Source organism: Vibrio sp. AND4, assembly GCF_000171815.1.
In the GTDB taxonomy this organism is placed as follows: Bacteria; Pseudomonadota; Gammaproteobacteria; order Enterobacterales; family Vibrionaceae; genus Vibrio.
On record NZ_ABGR01000002.1, the window covers coordinates 404,849 to 423,035 of the forward strand.

Genomic DNA, 18,187 nt, shown 5'->3' on the forward strand with positions numbered 1-18,187 from the left:
GCAATAAGCTTGACTCCAATATGAGCCTTCAATGAGCAACAATGACCTTCTAACATCGTAGGTCATTGTTGCATTTACTTAGTTTTAGACTTTTTCGTGCATCGGCACGGTTTGATTAGATAGGATGCCTTTCACTTTCTGACCAATGCTTGCTATTTGCTCTGCACTGTAACGTGCGGTTTGATAAGTCACGATCAGTCGTAAAGTACGTTCACCCTTGACGACGTTCTCCATCATCTCAAACTGTAAAGCAAATAGTGACTCGGTTTTATTGGGAAGGATTTGCTGGTAAGAAATGGAATCACCATCTGGTTGTGCCAATGACCCGTATAGAGCATTATCTGCATGAATCTGCGCATATACGTCGAATAAGAGTCCATTCTTTGGGTCTAAACCAAGTTCACGCTGCACTCTATCAATAGGTACCGTCGCGTGTGACATGGAATCGTTGATGGTTTGAGTGACTTCTTTTACCAATTCGACAAATGGTTGTTCAGGTTTGAACATTACACGATGTGCAACCATGGTGGTAAAGTACCCTACTGAATCAAAATACTTGGCATCATCGCGCCCTGATGCAGACGTACCGATGACGAGATCTTTTAAATCACCCTCTTCATGCAGCGCTTGAGCGATGGCAGAGTAAACGACACTAAAAATTGATGAGTTGTGCACTCTAGCGATCGAAGAGACCACATCATGCGCATGCGCCCCCAAATCAATTTCAACCCAGTGAGCTTCAATCGGGTTAACATCCGCTGAGTGAAGCTCAACATCTGAGTTCGCTATCTCCAAGCCAGGGGTCGCACCTTGTAATCGTTCAACCCAATAACCTAGATCCTCGGCATTGACGCCACGCTCTCTTTGAACAGTAGCGTAGTCACGAATAGCGAGCGCTGGTTTATCCCAAATAGGCGCTAAATTTTGCATACGAGCCAGATACGCTTGTGATAGTTCCGTCATCAGATTATTCAATGACCACTCATCGATAACCATGTGGTGAATAAGAAAAGAAAGAATTTGTTGACCAGTCTTTTGGTCTCTAAAGAAGCGAACTCGCAAAGGTAACTCACTTCCTAAATCAAACACGTAAGCAGCTTCCGATTCTAGGCTTGCGTCATCTACCTCTGAGCTGTCCCAAAACCATTCATAATTCGGAAGGTCTTGCTCCTCTATGACTTGCTGTACGACACTTCCATCCATATCAGCAAAGAGCGTTCTGAGACCTGAATGTCGAATTATCAGGTCCAAAAAGGCGAGTTTAAATGCCTTTTCATCGACTTCGGCATCAAAACGCATGGCAAATGGCAAATTAAAGATCGCACATTTACCTGTGGCAACGTGAGCATCCCAAAGGAACTCTTGAGCAAACGACAACGGTGCGACCTCCCTTAATACTGAACGCGGCGAAGACCTGTCTTGCTTGACTGCGGCCATAGCACTTGAAGAAGATTGATTTAGTGAAGCACAATCTGCCAGTGTTTCTGCACTTGGGAATTTAAAAAAGTCATTGAAACTAATTTCGATGCCGTGATTGTTCATCAGGTTTCCGATTATTCGCGTGGCCAACAGAGAATGCCCACCCACTTCAAAAAAATCATCGTCTAGCTCTATATCCTGATCATTAAGGCTCGTTCTAAACTCAGTTAAAATTATGTCCTTTATATTATCACTGTTTTTATTAAGGGAATTTAAATCTGAGATATTTACGCTTTCTTTAATAAAGCTTTCTATCAACAATTCATTATTAAGGAAATTGTAGTTTTTCTTTAAACTGTCAATTACATTCAAATCTTTGATTTTATTTTCTAATATAGGATGATAAAGATTAAATAAGTATTTCTTTGTTTCTGTTTCTACGATAACCATTCTAAATGGTGGCTCATTTTCAGGCACCCAAGGCGTCATTTTCAGCTTTTTTACTAGCTCCGGAACTTGTTCAATCCTCGCTTGAATCAAATTACTTAGCTTCTCATCTCCTTCCTCAAGCCACTTTTCCAACTCGAAATCCTCAGAGAATCCATAGCGTAGATTTAGTTCCAAATCTGTTATTGCGAGTTTTTTGAAAGCCGCGATAGCCACCTCATTTTTACACTTATTATCAATAATATAAGCAGAAATAGACCATTCAATACTTTCTGGTTCTTGCTGTTGCTGCATCCATATTATCTCTTCAGCCTCGGTGATTGATAGTCGATTTTTTGTTTCTTTTGTGACGTTGTACATAGATTTTTTGACTCTTTTCTAACCGCTCAATGAGCAAGTATTTATTTTTTTAAAATTATGCATTTAATTGTATACCCAAACACTATAATAGTGATAGGATTGATTATCATTTAGGTTTGCATTTCACGTCAAGCTAATTATAAATTAGGGTTCAGAAACATGACATTTGCCAATCGATATTGTGCCTTTTGCCGAGAAATATTTTATTACTCTCAATTTAAGTGCCTATAAAGGCTTTTTAGAGTCAAGTTGTGATCTTATTATCCATCAAAAAAACATTTTGGATGTTATTACCTACTCATCAATATCAGATTGTGATACTGACTTATTCATATTACGTACCATTATTTAAATACATGATTGTTAATAGATGCCGAACTCAACATTATTCAGGACCATATTCATATGAATTCTAGAATAATCTTTACCTTTTTTTTATTGTGCCTATTTTCGATTTTGATTGGAGTCAATCCAATCGATTGGTCACTGCTTCTCAAAATGGATGAAAGTGCTTGGTTACCGATCACAGCCAGTCGACTTCCGAGGCTTATCACATTGATCCTAACGGGGGCTGGTTTGGCAATGTGCGGTGTAATATTACAGCACATTGTTCGCAATCGTTTTGTAGAACCAGGTACCACAGGCGGCCTAGACGCTGCCAAACTTGGTATATTGGTGTCAATTGTGTTGCTACCGAGTTCAGACAAGCTTGAGCGCATGATCTTCGCTGTTTTATTTTGCTTCGCTGCTGGCCTTATTTACATTGGTATAGTTCGTAAAATTAAATTCAGTAACTCAGCATTAGTTCCCGTCATTGGGCTAATGTTCGGCAGTGTATTAAGTGCGGTCGCCGAGTTTTATGCGTACCAAAACAACATCCTACAAAGTATGTCTGGTTGGCTAATTGGTGATTTCTCTAAGGTCGTACAGGAACACTACGAGGTTATATTCCTGATTTTACCGACGACACTGCTGACTTATATCTATGCGAATAAATTTACCGTGATGGGGATGGGAGAAGATGCGGCATCCAATCTAGGTATTAACTTCGCAGCGACAGCAGCGTTAGGTTTGATGCTCGTGTCCGTCACTGTCGCCGTGACCGTCGTCACCGTAGGAGCAATCCATTTTATCGGTTTAGTCATACCGAACCTTGTTGCGTTGAAATATGGCGACCATCTCAAAAACACTCTGCCAATCGTGGCATTGGGCGGCGCCTCACTGCTAATCTTTTGCGATGTAATAAGCAGACTCGTGCTGTTTCCCTTTGAGGTTCCGATTGGCCTCACTGCCAGCGCAATTGGTGGCACCCTCTTTCTCGTATTGCTCCTCAAAGGTGCGCGTTGATGAAAACGCTAAATACAAACACGTTAGTGACATGGATACTATTGAGTATCCTTTCCATGACTTTTGTCTTCGTAAACTCGGGGTTGGATTTTAATTACATCATACCGAAAAGGCTTATTAAGCTCGGAGCGATCTTGGTTGGAGGCAGTTGTGTGGCGATTTCGGCGATTATTTTTCAAGCCTTAGTCGGCAATCGAATTTTGACTCCGTCAATCATGGGTTATGAGTCTATTTATCTTGTTTGGCAGTCCTTACTTTTATTAATAACGGGCACAGCCGGAAGCGCGGCACTCGGTATCTTGGGTAATTTCGCGATCTCAACACTACTTATACTTTTGTACTCGTTCGCGATTCAGTTCTGGATCCTAAGGAAGTTTCGACGAGATATGCATCAGGTGCTACTGATTGGCTTTGTGCTCACTATGGTTTTAACAACCGTTGCTCAGTTTGTCCAACTTAGAATCAGTCCAGGAGAATTCTCGATACTTCAAGGACTCAGCTACACCTCATTTGAGAGAGCCAAGCCCGCCACTTTGGTCTTTGCTTGCGCGGTATTAGGCACTTTTGCACTCTTTGCTAAACAGTGGTCTCGTGAGCTGGATGTTATTGGGCTGGGTCGAGACCAAGCCTTGTCCTTAGGACTGAACGATAAGCGCTACATCCCTAAATATTTCGCCGTGATCGCAATACTCGTCGCTATTTCTACCAGCTTGATTGGTCCTACCGCCTTTATGGGTATTTTCGTCGCTAACATCGCTTATTCAACGTCCAGTTCATCAAGCTACCGGCAAATACTATGGGCTGCTTGCGCCATCGCCATCATCATGTTCCTAGTAGGACAACTTATGGTCGAGCATCTTTTTAACTATAAAACCACAGTTTCTATATTGGTCAACGTCCTATGTGGTGGGTACTTTCTCGCCATCACACTCAAGGCAAGAAGCCAAGTATAAAAACTGCAATTCGCTTTTATAAAGGCAATCTAACGATAACAAAAGGAAATCTATCTCATGTTTAAAAGCACTCTGAGCTTGAGTGTCGCTCTCACTTGCAGCTCTCTTGGCTTCTTAACGGCTTGCGAACCCACAGGGTCAATTGCTGAGCCCCAAATGAGCCAGCCGCTCGAAAACCCCATTGTCATCAAACACAATCTGGGAGAGACCGTCATTTTAAATCGCCCACAACGAGTAGCGGCGCTGGACATGAACGAAGTGGACTTTTTAGACCAGCTAGATGTTCCGATTGCAGGAATGGTAAAAGACTTTATCCCTCATTTTTTGGAGAAGTATAAACAAGCACCGAACATCGTTGACCTCGGAGCGATCGTCCAACCCAATATGGAAAGAGTCTACGCACTCAAGCCCGATCTTGTGCTAATGACACCACTTCATACCACTCAATATGAAGAACTCTCTCAACTCTCACCAACTCTGCATTTTGATATCGACTATCGCAACAGTCGTGGTCATCACGTCGATATCATCAAACAACACCTTACTGATCTCGGCGAGATATTTGGCAAACAAGAACTGGCGCAACAGAAAATCGCAGAAGTAGAGGCAAAAGTTGCTCAAGCTCGGGCTGTAACGACAGAGCGTCCAGAAAAAGCATTGGTTGTGATGCACAACAATGGGGCCTTCAGTTCGTTTGGTGTCGAATCCCGCTATGGGTTCGTCTTTGATGTGCTGGGAGTAAAACCTGCAAGTGAAGAAGTCGAAACCAGTTTGCATGGGCAACCAATTTCCAGTGAATTTATTAGCCAAGCTAACCCAGACATTCTTTACATCATCGACAGAACCGCCGTGATGCAAGGGAAACCAATAATAGATGCGGAACATTTGGCAAATCCACTACTGCGTCAGACTAAGGCATGGAAGAACGGCAACGTCGTTTTCGTTGATCCTGACGCTTGGTACATCACTTCAGCCAGTGTGACATCGCTGAAAATTGTTATCGACGACATCATCAAAGGCTACAAAAGCTAAGTTTTATCAATTTATAACAAAAAGTTGAGCCATAAGTAGCCCAACGGTTAAAAGCCATCTCTGGCATCAGGACGGATGTGAGCAGTCCAAGATAAAAAAGGAAATTATAATGACTCAACACTATCATCAGATAGCAAAAAATTCTTCGGTAAAATCTGTCAACTTTTCGCTAAATCCGAGTCGCATTGCGCTCGTCATTGCAGTTCAACTTGGCATCTCGCTACTACCGGTCGACCTTGCTTATGCAGAGGGAAAAGAATCGTCAGACGAAGCAATGACGGTATTTGGCGCAGCAAACCAGGGTTATGCTGCTGGCAAAATCTCATCCGAAAGCAGTCTGGGGATGCTCGGCGATAAAGACTTTCTCGATACCCCCTTCAATACGCTTGGCTACACAGACAAACAAATTCAAGATCAGCAAGCACAAGACATTTCTGATCTGATCTCATCAACTGACGCATCTGTATTTACGAGTGGCGAAACGGGCCTGAATAAGGAAAGCCTAAAAATAAGGGGCTTTAACGTTGATATTAGCGATACGACGTTTAATGGTCTTTACGGTATTGCGCCATACTACCGTGTTAGCCCGGAGATGTTTCAGCGTATTGATGTGCTAAAGGGACCCTCTGCACTTATCAATGGCATGGCACCAAATGGCTCAGTTGGGGGGACAATTAACCTTGTCAGCAAGCGCGCAGCAGAAACCCCTACCACTTCGGTTTCTGTCAACTACATGTCTGACTCTCAGTTTGGCGGACACATCGACATCGGCCGCCGTTTCGGTATAAACGACCAATTTGGCGTGCGTTTTAACGGAGCAATAAAAGATGGTGATACCGCGGTGAACCATCAGAGCAGCAAAACACAGCTCGCCGCATTGAGCCTTGACTGGCGCAACAATATTGCTTTCGTGGAGGCAGACTTTTATTACAGCACTGAGCGTGTTGACGGTGCAAATCGAGGCCTAAGTATTGCGCCAGATGTGAAAATCCCACCACCACCTTCATCCGACACGCTTTTGACACCAGATTGGGCATACAATGACAGCAAAGACAAAGGCATGATGATTCGTGGTGAGCTCGATGTCACTGATTTTATGACCTTCTACTCCGCTTTTGGCGGCAGTCACACCAAATTTGTTTCCAATAGCGCAAGAAGCATCACTATTTCTGATTCCTCAGGTACGCTAAAAGTATGGAACGGTTTTGCCGACCTCGATGCTAAACGCACATCGGGAGATATTGGGGTACGCAGTGAATTTGAAACCGGTGCTGTTGAGCACTTCCTCGTCCTAAACGGCACTTACTTTAACGAAGATAAGCAGGACTCACCGGCAAGTGACAACCGAGGGAAAACTCACGACACTAACCTTTACAATCCGGATTGGGGCCCTGCACCCTCAGGTTATGACATTTATATCCAGTCTAAAGTCGATTCGACTTTATCGAGCTACGGTATTGCAGATACCCTTTCTTTCGCAAACGGTGCCTATCAATTAACGCTGGGCGTTCGTCATCAACGCATTGATTTTGAATCCAGCTTCGCTATGGGTGGTCGCTCACCTACAATGACAAAATACCGAAAAAGTGCGGTCACTCCAGCCATTGCCTTATTGTCTAAAATATCCAGCTCGCTCTCGCTCTACAGTAACTACACCGAAGGCTTGACCAGTGGTCAGACCGCACCAAGAGGCGCAGTGAATATTGGAGATGCATTTGCACCACAGAAAACCAAGCAAATTGAAACTGGACTGAAACTTGATCTTAACGACTTTGTCCACACCTTCAGCCTGTTTGAGATCAAAAAACCAAATGGCATTATAAACCCTGTCACTAAAATCTATTCATTTGGTGGTGAGCAACGTAACCGTGGTGCTGAATGGGGCTTCTACGGCACCCTACTTGAAGATTACACACTGACGGGCGGTGTTGCCTACATTGATGCTGAAATTACCAAGGCAACGGATGCGATTAATGAAGGCAAACAAGCGACAAAACAGCCGAAATTCCAAGCGAAACTCGGACTGGAGTGGAACTTGCCTGCAATGCGTGAGCTAACGCTTATTGGCCAAGCTAATTACATGTCAGAGCAATATATTGACCCACAGAACACTCAATCATTATCAGCACAGACGATTTTTGACCTTGGTGCTCGTTACGACTCCACTATCGCCGACACCAACGTTGTGTGGCGTCTAAATGTCAATAATGTAACTGATGAAGACTACTGGACAAGCACTCATTACGCTACGCTTGCGCTAGGTGCACCACGTACAGTGATGTTATCAGCCACTGCGGATTTCTAGTCCTCCACTACGCCCTTAGCCAACTGACTAAGGGCATTTTTCTTTTCCGCTTGTGCCTTTTACGAGAACGAACAATGACACACAACGAACCATCACCTTCCCATCATAAGATCGCATTACCTTTAACATCGAACCAAAGCTGGTTGCTATCCACTCAAAGGCAGCGCAGTGAACAAAGATCAATCGCTAATTTTATCTATCAGGAGTTTGATTACTCCAACACATCATGGGAAACCTTAAAGCATTGTTTAGATGCTTTAATCAGTCGCCACCCTATGCTAACTGCCACTATTAGTGATGACTTTTTCCTCCAGATCACAAAAAAGACTCCTATCGACACGTTTAACGTCAATGACTTAATTGGTGCCTCAGAGGAAGAGATCCAGAGGGTACTCAGTCTCACCCGAACTGAGCTTACGACAAGCCAGTCACCAGCAACGGTTTGTTTGGTCGCGAACCTATTAGCACCCGATACCATCAGGCTTCATGCTCGCTTTAACTCCGTTATTGTGGATATGCCAAGCGTAGCGCTATTTTTTGAACAACTTGGTCAAATGTTACATGGTAACCATCAAGCCCCTGCCTCTGAAGAACAAGCATCCACCTCACATCAACAATTGATCAATGGTGAGCGAGCTAATGTGTCATCCAGCAGCAGCGCCGACCGGGTGGAACACCTTCTCAATTTACCAAGTTCCGCTAACATACCAACCGCTTGCGAACCAGAGAAGCTCATTGAAACAGGCATAACAAGACGAACATTAGCCTTGTCATTAGACAAGTGGCAACAGCTCACCATACGCAGTAAAAAATATGAGGTAACACCAGAGCTAACATTAGCCAGCGTGTTTGCCGCTGTGCTTTCTCTTTGGGGACAGCAAAAAGAAACGATGTTGAGGTTCGACCGCCATCAAGATCAGCATCAAGCTGATGTTATGGGGCAATTTACTCAGCCTTTATTAGTCGGATTGTCGGGTGTCAGTGAAAGCTTTGTTACTCTTGTGAAAGAAAATCAAGCAAACTTCGACCAAGTCCAACCTTACCCAACCATGCCGATTTTCCCGCTTATTCAACAATTAATAAAGCTTTCGGATTCACATCGCTACCCGGCCAACATCGCGTTTTCTAGCCAGCTCTCAACAATCAATCAAAGTGCCGTATGGGGTTGTCAACAATCCGCAAATACATGGCTTTCGCTGCATGCCACCATAACACACGACGGACTAGAACTGCTTTGGGACAGTCAGGATGCCCTTTTCCCAGAAAACTTGATAGCAGACATGCTGTCCTGCTTCTCCAAACTGCTCAACCACCTTTGCCAAGCTGACAGTCACTGGCTGCAACCTTTACCCGTTTCACTGCCTGAGACTCAGGCTTCTGTACGTCACACGATAAATAGCCAAGGCAGTAAAACTCTGCCGGAAGGTTTACTCCATCATGGCTTCTGGAAGAACGCTGATCGTTTCCCCGATGCGACAGCCATAATCCACGGGCAATCTTCGCTCAACTATCAAACCTTAGCGGATCACGCTGAGCGTTGCGCCGGTGCATTAGCGAAAGCAGGAGTAGTTCCCGGTGATCGCGTCGCCATAAGCATGGATAAAGGTATCGGTCAGGTTGTCGCAGCTCTCGGTATATTGTATGCAGGTGCGATATACGTGCCGGTTTCTCTCGATCAGCCAAGGGAAAGACGTGAGGGCATTTATCAAGGCGCTGAGATCAACGTGGTGTTGACAGATCAATCTTATTTAACGGGTGCGACGTCGACCGAGCGATTTACTTACCTCATCTGGCAAGATGCGATAAAAAGCAGCCCAATGGACAAGTCTCCGGAAGTATCCCCAGAACAACCTGCTTATATTATTTATACGTCGGGCTCAACAGGCACACCAAAAGGAGTCGTGATTTCTCACCAAGGTGCGCTTAATACTTGCATCGCCCTTAATCAACGTTACCAAGTTGACCGTCGCCATCGCATGCTCGCACTCTCTGCACTCCACTTCGACCTTTCTGTGTATGACATCTTTGGCCTATTGTCCGCCGGTGGTGCGGTTGTTTTGGTTGATGAGTCTGACAGAAGAGACCCAAGTGCTTGGTGCAAGGCGATTAAGGATCACAAAGTGACGATGTGGAATAGTGTCCCAGCGCTGTTTGATATGCTGTTGACCTACTCCAGCTGCTTTAATAATGACGCTCCGTCTCGGATTCAGTTAGCTATGCTTTCTGGCGACTGGATTGGCGTCGATCTCCCGGCACGTTATCGCCAGTATCGTGCTGATGGAAAATTTATTGCCATGGGCGGGGCAACCGAGGCCTCGATATGGTCTAACGTGTTTGATGTTGAGCAAGTGCCAGACAACTGGGTATCTATCCCCTATGGTTACCCTTTATCAAGGCAAAAATATCGAGTGGTTGATAACCTTGGCCGAGATTGCCCAGATTGGGTACCCGGAGAACTCTGGATTGGTGGTGATGGCGTCGCACTTGGGTATTTTAATGATGAGCAGAAAACTCAAACGCAATTTGTCACTCAGGATGACCAAACTTGGTACCGAACGGGAGACATGGGTTGTTACTGGCCTAATGGCGTGATCGAGTTTTTGGGACGCAGAGACAGACAAGTCAAAATCGGTGGGTACCGTATTGAGCTAGGCGAAATTGAAGCCGCACTCAATTCGATTCCTCAAGTGCAGCGATCAGTCGCGACAGCCACAGGTAAAAAAGACAAAACGCTGGTCGCCTTTATCGTCACGGATTCAGAGCAAACAACCGTTAAGCCTCTTGATACTGACGACATACAAGACCACTTAAAGGATCAGTTACCAACATACATGATTCCTCAGCGCATCGTATTACTGGATGCATTACCACTTACTGCCAACGGAAAAATTGATCATACCGCTCTGGCTCAGATAATCAGCCGCAAAAAAAAACGCGGCTCTGGCGCGGAAAAGCCGCTGCTTACCACGAGTGAACATAAGCTAGCCGAACTATGGAGCGAGATAATTGGGCGACAATCATTCCACAAGCTCAGTGACTTTTTCCAATCTGGGGGGGACGCTTATCACGCAATTGAATTGGTCCAACGACTTCATCAATCGGGATACCCGCTCAAGTTGTCGGTCGTGTATCGTTACCCCACGCTAGAAGCACTTGCTCTCATTATGGAAAGGTGCCAGCTTGCAACAGGCCAGGGAGTATGATGATGAACCCTCTAATAACCATCGCTTCTTCTGGCAAACATTGTGACACGCATTTTGTTTTGTGTCCTTTCGCAGGCGGCGGCAAACGCACCTTCACCAGCTGGCAGAACCTCGGTCTAACGAATGAATCCATTTCAGTTATTTTGTATCCGGGCAGAGAAGCAAGAATTGATGACCCCGCGGTTGAAACAATCGAATCACTGGCTGAGGAGTTGGTTCAAGCCTTAATAAAGAGTGACATACGGGTCGAAAATACCGTACTCATTGGGCATAGTATGGGAGCAAAAGTGGCGTATGAGACGACCAAGCAGCTCAATTATCTTGGGCTATTTCCAAAGGGGTTGGTGCTTTCTGGATGCCAAGCGCCTCATATTCAGGGACGAAGATTGATTGAAGATTACGACGATCAAACCTTCATCGAAAGTCTGATTGAAATGGGGGGGTGCGATCCTAGTCTACTGGAGAACCCGCAGTGGTGGTCAATCTTTCTACCAACTTTACGCGCGGATTTTTCCGCGACGAATAATTACCTATTCCCGTCTCCCCCCAATGAGCAGGCTAAGCTTTTGGTGCCGACACTTTTGATCTCTGGAAATAATGACATAGAAGCATACTTTGCAGAAGTAGACGAGTGGAAACTCTGGTGCAGTGAAGTAGACGATCATCTTGTCGTCGAAGGTGAGCATTTCTATATCACAGAAAAGGCCAAAACGATATTCGAATACATTAGAGCTTTCTCGATGAAGTTAGAAAGCCCTCAAGTCAACAATAGACAAGCTGGTTTACAACGTGAGCTATCAAGGCGTTAGATGACACTTAGTAAGGGCATACTGTCTTAATAGCTGTATGCCCTATGCTCTTCAATTAACCGGTTAGTTATCTTCCGGAGTTCCATAAGTTTGGAAAGCCGATTTTTTCGGTAAACGATACACCTGCTCACCCAATACAGTATTAATAATCGAAGCGTTTCGATGGGCACCAATTCCAAGGTCTGGACCACCAACACCATGTTGAAAGACTTCCGGATTCTGGATAAAAACGCGTCCAACTCCCTGATCACAACGTTGGGCAGAAAAGTCCGATTCAACAATCAAATCGCCATGTTCGTCCACCGCTAACACCGATCCTTTTAGCGCTTCTAACCATGTCGGCCACTGATGCGTATACCCTGTGGCACAAACAATAGCATTAGTATGCAGCGTAAATGCTTGCTCTTGTTGAGATTGATAACACGACATCATGAGTACACCAGAATCGCCAACTATTTCGATATCATTCACCTGACAGTTGGAATATAAGCGCAGACCTGGCTCGCGTCCTCCAATCGAGCGCTCATAAAGTAAGTCAAAGACATCTGCGATCGTGTATTCACTGATCCCTTTATACAACTGTCCTTGTCCCCCAACAATACTACGACGCTTCTCGCGCGAGAGCGTATGGAAGTAATCCATATATGCGGGCGTAAAGCACTCTTGTCCCAACTTAGACGATTCCATTGGATGAAATCCCGCAGATCGAGTTATCCAGTTTACCCTTGCGCCAGCTTCAATCTGTTCCTTAGTCAAATCACGATACAAGTTGAGGACACACTCTGCTGCACTCTGGCCAGAACCAACCACAGTAACACGGTTACATTTAGCCAATTCATCACGCATGTGTGCAAATTCAGCAGAGTGTTTTATCAAAGGGTGATGAGCATTGCTTGCCCATTCTGGCAACCAAGGCGCAGTACCAACGCCGATCGCCAAATGTCGGCTATGACGTTCCGTAATCACACCGTCCATCGATTCGCTTTGAATCTTGAAGCACTCTTTGCCTTGAAAGTATTCAACATCAATAACGTTTTCACTGTAGGTACAGTTTTCTAGTTGCTTCGCCGCCCATTGGCAATAATGGTTGTATTCGCTGCGCGGAACCAGAAAGGTTTCGTAGTAGTAAAACTGGTACAAGCGATCATGCTGTTTCAGATAATTTAAATAACTCAGTGGATGGGTCGGATCCGCCATGGTAACCAGATCAGCCAAAAAAGGGACCTGCAATGTAGCGCCGGGCAATAACATACCACTATGCCAATTAAATACATCTTTTCTTTCAATAAACTCAGCGTCTAGCTGAGGTTGGTGCGCCGTTAAGGCAGCGAGCCCTAGGTTAAATGGTCCTATTCCAATACCGACAATATCTTTTATTGTTATATTCACTTGTTCTCCTTGAGATGAAAACGTTCTTAATTGTGGGTGGCGTGTGCCTCTGAGCCGCAATGTCCCGGGTTCCCAGCCCAGAGGAAAATACGCCGACTAAATCGATAATTTTTTAGAGCATTAGTTTGTTAGAACATTAGTTTGCTAGGTCGCAACCTCTAAGCCCTGAGCTAAAACGAGTGCTTTTACTTCAGCTGCATCCTTGCAACGAATGAGTTGCATCGGTAACAGTTCGGTCTTGAGTACTTTATTGAGCTCAGTACTGATTAACTTAAGATGATTAGGCCTCAAACCCAACTGGGAAAAAGGAGGGGTTTCTTTGGTTTCGCTCGTCATTGTTTTACCAAGCACCTGACAATAGACATCGAAGATGATCTGCTCTGTTAAGTCCATAGCACTGATTTCACTTGGAGAACAATCAAACAACTCGACAACGCGAGACTCTGTGGGCTGGAGAAATGGATCAGTTGCAACTTCAAATAGCGAGACTTCAATCATATGACGGAAAGTCATATCGATACGATCCAATATCTCTTTTACCTGTTCGTTCAATACAGCTTCAACCGCGTAATCGACACTAAAGGTGATCGAACCACCAGCCGTAGCAACAAAACGAACGTCCATCGCTACCTGAGGGGTTTGTGTCAGCCCGCGCTGATACTGCATTGAAGCATTCTCACTGAGCGCAGGCCAAGATAAACCATTTGTTATCGCAATCGGTAGCGTCGGCCCTGGCCCACATCGCTCAAATAAAGCACGCCCCAAATCAATCCCAGAGAAAGCCAAATGCTCGAGTCCTTCTAAGGTATCCGCTTGTAGGCTTTTCGCACGTTGCAGAAAATCATCTCTTTTGGCTTGCCATTGAACAGCAATAAAACTGGATTCACTTGAATAAGTCGCACTGACCATAGGTAATACCGGAACCGCAACACACAACTTGCCATTACTGACATGTGAAGATATCGCTTCGAGAGCAACCGACATCATCACTGTGTTCTTATAAAGTCCCTGTTTACCCCCTATTCGAACCAGCTTTTTTACTGTCTCTTTATCGATTTCTAGACTCTGTCTTTGGTAACGAGAGCAAGAGATTGCTTGCAGAGGTTTATGCCAAGGGAATTGCATCGGTTTACCAACAGACGCCAGTTTATTCAGCCAATAATGTTCATCTTTATCGCGCATCATTGCTGGATCTTCTGCCACTGGCTCAGATTCAATATGTGGAAAGTAAGGTGCCTCCCCTTCAAACAACTCGACCAGTAGTGCCGCGATAGAACGAGCATCGAGGCACAACGCATCAAAGCGAGCAAACACATGAGTCATACCATCAGGAAGCATGAACATAGTGATATCCCATAATGGCCGCTCTAAATCGAACATCGCGTGGCTATATTCATGTCTAAAACACGCCAACTCACTCTCTACGCTTTGATTTTCCAACTCAGTTAGGTCTAGCAGCGTCAAGTTTACCTGCGGGCATTGACTTACTTTGACCTCAAGAGATTGATTATCGATAAACTTTCTCAAACTAGGGTATCGGATCACCATCTCTGATAGCCTTCGGCGAATCACTACAGGTGAAAGTGTGCCTCGGTATTCCAGTAGCTCCTGCATTGCAACGCCACCTAATGGCATTTGCGTCGTTCGACCAAGTAAATAGGCACGCTGCAAAGAACTCAGCTCTGCCGTTAAATCAGGCTGGCATACAAGCTTTGTTTGTAAGCTATCTAAGGGAGCAATCAATAAGCTTGGGTCAGAAATAACGTTTTTGGTCAGCGCAATAAAGTGCTCAAACATCGCTGACGTCCACTGCTTTGGTAGGGCTTCTTGTCGGACATCCCAGTTAATCATAATACCGCCGTCAATACACACAACTTGTGAGTCCAGTGCAACTTGAGAGCCTTGAGAAATGGTCCAGTTCATCTTACCGAAGTGTCTATGAACTCGACGAGAAAACAGATCACCACTGGGTAAATCAATAGCAGAGGTAAAAACAATCGGCGCTAACTGGGCACTGCCATGATGCACCGAAAGATCGCGCATTACGTTAACACCATCATAAAGACTATGACCGAGTAAATTTCCCATTTTTTCCGCGACTGATTGGCAAAAGTCAATCAACGTATTGTCGTGATTCATATCAACACTGAGAACAACAAAATTGACGAAGTCGCCGACAATCCGCTCAGTACCCTCTGTTATTGGTGGTCGCCAAAATACGGGGATATTAATTCTAAAAGCCTCATCACCTGTCGCTTTGCCCAGTGATCTGGCAAATAATCCAAGCATCAGGTTGGACGGTGTAATTTTGTGCTGCCTAGCAAGGGATAATAAAGTTGATCTCTGCTGAGAATCAAGCCAAGCAGAGTAATGTTCACTTTTTATCTGACTAGGATTATCTTCAGGAAGTGGCAAAGAAGGCGCAGGCGCAATACTCTCTATCTGTGATTTCCACCATGCTCTATCTAATTTGCGCTGTTGTTTGAGTCCCTGATCCACTTTTGCTAAATCATGCCATTTAAAAAATGATGGTTTGTCGTTGGTATCTAACACACTTCCTTCATAAAACGTTGCTAAGTCTTCGATCAAAATGCGGCAACTGTCGGGATCAATAGCTATCATATCGGTATCAATATGTAAGCGAAACTTGTCATCAGGTAATAAGCTGACAGAAAACTTTGCCCCTTGACCCTGTGTCAAATCAAGCCTTTGATGTGTCCATTCATTTCTTTTTTCACTCAAAATGACGGATAATTTCTCAGTCGAAAACTGACTGAAATCATCCACACCTAAAATGTCCGAGCTAGGTTCATCGATAATAGAGCAAGACCCTGAACAATCAATCTTTAATCGTAGCATCTCATGTCGTTGGTATAATTTAACGAGTGCTGTGTATAGCTTTTCAAGATTAATATCCTTACCATCGAATTCTATATAAAGGTGGGAAGCCACACCGCCAAGTTTAGTATTTTTTTCTCTTCCAAACCAACACGCGGCCTGCATTGGTGTCAAATCACTCATCTACTTTCACTTTGTTGACAATCAATCGGGAAGCCGCCATTATTTTGCAAACAATTATCATTTACAATAAAAATGTTTTAATTATTATGTAGATAGTAAGAAAAATTGACTCAAATAGGTATCTAACACTTTAAATGCCCCACCTATGTGAACTATGCCACTAATGGAATAAAAATGTATTGACATAATAATATTAAAGAGTGAGTAACAAGTTGACTCCTTTAGCTAAAATCTATCGTAAATAGTGTTGTTCTTATTGAATTCTGACTTTAGAGCAGCATTGACACTGTGTTAATATAATAATTTCAACTTAGATAAAATGCATACTATTATTATTTTCTTATTGTTATCTTTGGCAATTAAAGCAAAAAATGATAGCCATTAAAATAAAAATCATGAGTAACATAACTTTAAATTAATAATAAGGTAAATATTACTTACTTAGCTATAAAAATTTCCAAAAGAAATCACTAACAAGATAAATTCAATGTTTTCTTGTTGGCGAAATTAAACCATACAAATAATAATGAATAAGGTTTAACCGTATATTTACCAAGTGTACTTTAAACAATAATAAAGACTCAACAGGCGACACAATGAAACTATCCAATGAGGATCTAAGCAGGCTTAATGAATTTTGGATTTACTGTAATCAAAACCAGTATTTTAATGTTGGCTATCCCGAATCTGCTGATTTCGATTACTCCAATCTAGAAAAGTTTATGAAGTTTTCTATTAATAACTGCGGCGATTGGAGAGAAGAAAGCAACTACAAACTCAATTCCTTTGACTTTGAGAGAGACGTCATGCGTTACTTCGCTCAATTGTTCAATATCGCCCCGCAAGATAGTTGGGGCTATATCTCTAACGGTGGAACTGAAGGCAACCTATTTTCCTGCTATCTAGCCAGAGAACTCTTTCCAAATGGTTATCTCTATTACTCTGAAGAGACTCACTACTCTGTAGATAAAATCGCTAGACTACTCAAGATCCCAGCACGCAAAATTCCTGCATTATCAAACGGCGAAATAGACTATCTACAGCTCGTTACTCAAATTAAGCAAGACCAACAAACTAGCCCTATTATCTTTGCCAACATTGGTTCAACCATGCGGGGAGCAATCGACAATATCGAACGAATACAGCACGACCTTGCTGCTTTAGGGCTCGATAGACATGACTATTATATTCATGCAGATGCCGCATTAAGTGGCATGATTCTACCTTTTGTGGATCAACCACCGCCATTCTCGTTTGAAGATGGTATTGACTCCATTACGGTATCTGGACATAAGATGATTGGTTCACCTATTCCATGCGGGATCGTGCTCGTCAAACAGCATATGGTTGACCAAATTTCTGTAGAAGTAGACTACATCTCGTCACGCGATCAAACCATCAGTGGTTCAAGAAATGGCCATAGCGCCCTATTCATGTGGACTGCGATCAGGAGTCATACCATGTCAGATTGGAAAACTAAAGTGAAGCTTTGTTTAGACATGGCGGAATATACCGTTCAGCGCTTCCAAAAGGCGGGTATCGAAGCATGGAGAAATAAGAACTCAAACACGGTCGTCTTCCCTTGCCCATCTGAACCCATTTGGCGAAAGCATTCTTTGGCTACGTCTGGGGATGTTGCGCACATCATCACCATGCCACACCTAAATAGCACAATGCAATTAGACGTATTAATCGATGATGTCATTTTTGATTTATTGCCCGACTACGCCCTTGGTCATGTAATTGGGCAGAACTAATTCATCACGTTTACACCCAAGTATCCTCGTGGTACTTGGCTCAGCGAAAGTGACTTGGTTTGTAGAAGTGGCGATTTAAAGGGTTAGTTAGGGCCTAATCAAGAATCGGCAACAAAGTATACAAGCCAAGTCAACTTGCCCTTCG

At 43.9% G+C, this 18,187-nt stretch carries 10 protein-coding genes; 7 read left to right on the plus strand and 3 right to left on the minus strand.

The window, feature by feature from the left end; all coding sequences use genetic code 11:
• Window positions 1-84: 84 nt before the first annotated feature.
• Window positions 85-2,226: a condensation domain-containing protein gene (locus AND4_RS04520; protein WP_009841724.1), complete on the minus strand. Its 2,142-nt coding sequence runs from the start codon at window positions 2,224-2,226 to the stop codon at window positions 85-87.
• Window positions 2,227-2,631: 405 nt separating this feature from the next.
• Between AND4_RS04520 and AND4_RS04525 the strand changes: the two genes are divergently transcribed.
• The 6 genes from AND4_RS04525 to AND4_RS04550 all read left to right on the plus strand — a co-directional run bounded on the left by AND4_RS04525 (window position 2,632) and on the right by AND4_RS04550 (window position 11,875).
• On the plus strand, window positions 2,632-3,573 hold the full coding sequence (locus tag AND4_RS04525; RefSeq protein ID WP_009841725.1) for an iron chelate uptake ABC transporter family permease subunit: 942 nt from the start codon (window positions 2,632-2,634) through the stop codon (window positions 3,571-3,573).
• Complete coding sequence (locus AND4_RS04530; protein ID WP_009841726.1) at window positions 3,573-4,526, plus strand: iron chelate uptake ABC transporter family permease subunit; 954 nt, start codon at window positions 3,573-3,575, stop codon at window positions 4,524-4,526. The genes AND4_RS04525 and AND4_RS04530 overlap by 1 nt, the downstream gene beginning before the upstream one ends.
• Before the next feature lie 57 nt (window positions 4,527-4,583).
• Entirely contained in the window at window positions 4,584-5,558 is a 975-nt protein-coding gene (locus tag AND4_RS04535; protein ID WP_009841727.1) for a siderophore ABC transporter substrate-binding protein, read from the plus strand.
• 109 nt (window positions 5,559-5,667) lie between these two features.
• On the plus strand, window positions 5,668-7,863 hold the full coding sequence (locus AND4_RS04540) for a TonB-dependent siderophore receptor (protein WP_009841728.1): 2,196 nt from the start codon (window positions 5,668-5,670) through the stop codon (window positions 7,861-7,863).
• Between the two features lie 74 nt (window positions 7,864-7,937).
• Entirely contained in the window at window positions 7,938-11,066 is a 3,129-nt protein-coding gene (locus AND4_RS04545; RefSeq protein WP_009841729.1) for a non-ribosomal peptide synthetase, read from the plus strand.
• Window positions 11,063-11,875, plus strand: a complete 813-nt coding sequence (locus AND4_RS04550; protein WP_009841730.1) for an alpha/beta fold hydrolase — start codon at window positions 11,063-11,065, stop codon at window positions 11,873-11,875. Before AND4_RS04545 ends, AND4_RS04550 begins: the two co-directional genes overlap by 4 nt.
• A 63-nt stretch (window positions 11,876-11,938) precedes the next feature.
• On the opposite strand, the gene angU is transcribed toward AND4_RS04550, so the two are convergent.
• Window positions 11,939-13,264, minus strand: a complete 1,326-nt coding sequence (gene angU / locus AND4_RS04555; protein WP_009841731.1) for an anguibactin biosynthesis histamine N-monooxygenase AngU — start codon at window positions 13,262-13,264, stop codon at window positions 11,939-11,941.
• Between the two features lie 144 nt (window positions 13,265-13,408).
• Window positions 13,409-16,285 carry a condensation domain-containing protein gene (locus AND4_RS04560; RefSeq protein ID WP_009841732.1) on the minus strand — a complete coding sequence of 959 codons (2,877 nt, stop codon included), beginning with the start codon at window positions 16,283-16,285 and terminating at the stop codon, window positions 13,409-13,411.
• A gap of 596 nt (window positions 16,286-16,881) precedes the next feature.
• Here AND4_RS04560 and AND4_RS04565 point away from each other — a divergent pair.
• Window positions 16,882-18,042 (plus strand): histidine decarboxylase, encoded by a 1,161-nt coding sequence (locus tag AND4_RS04565; RefSeq protein ID WP_009841733.1) that lies wholly within the window; start codon window positions 16,882-16,884, stop codon window positions 18,040-18,042.
• The last annotated feature ends 145 nt before the right edge of the window (window positions 18,043-18,187 follow it).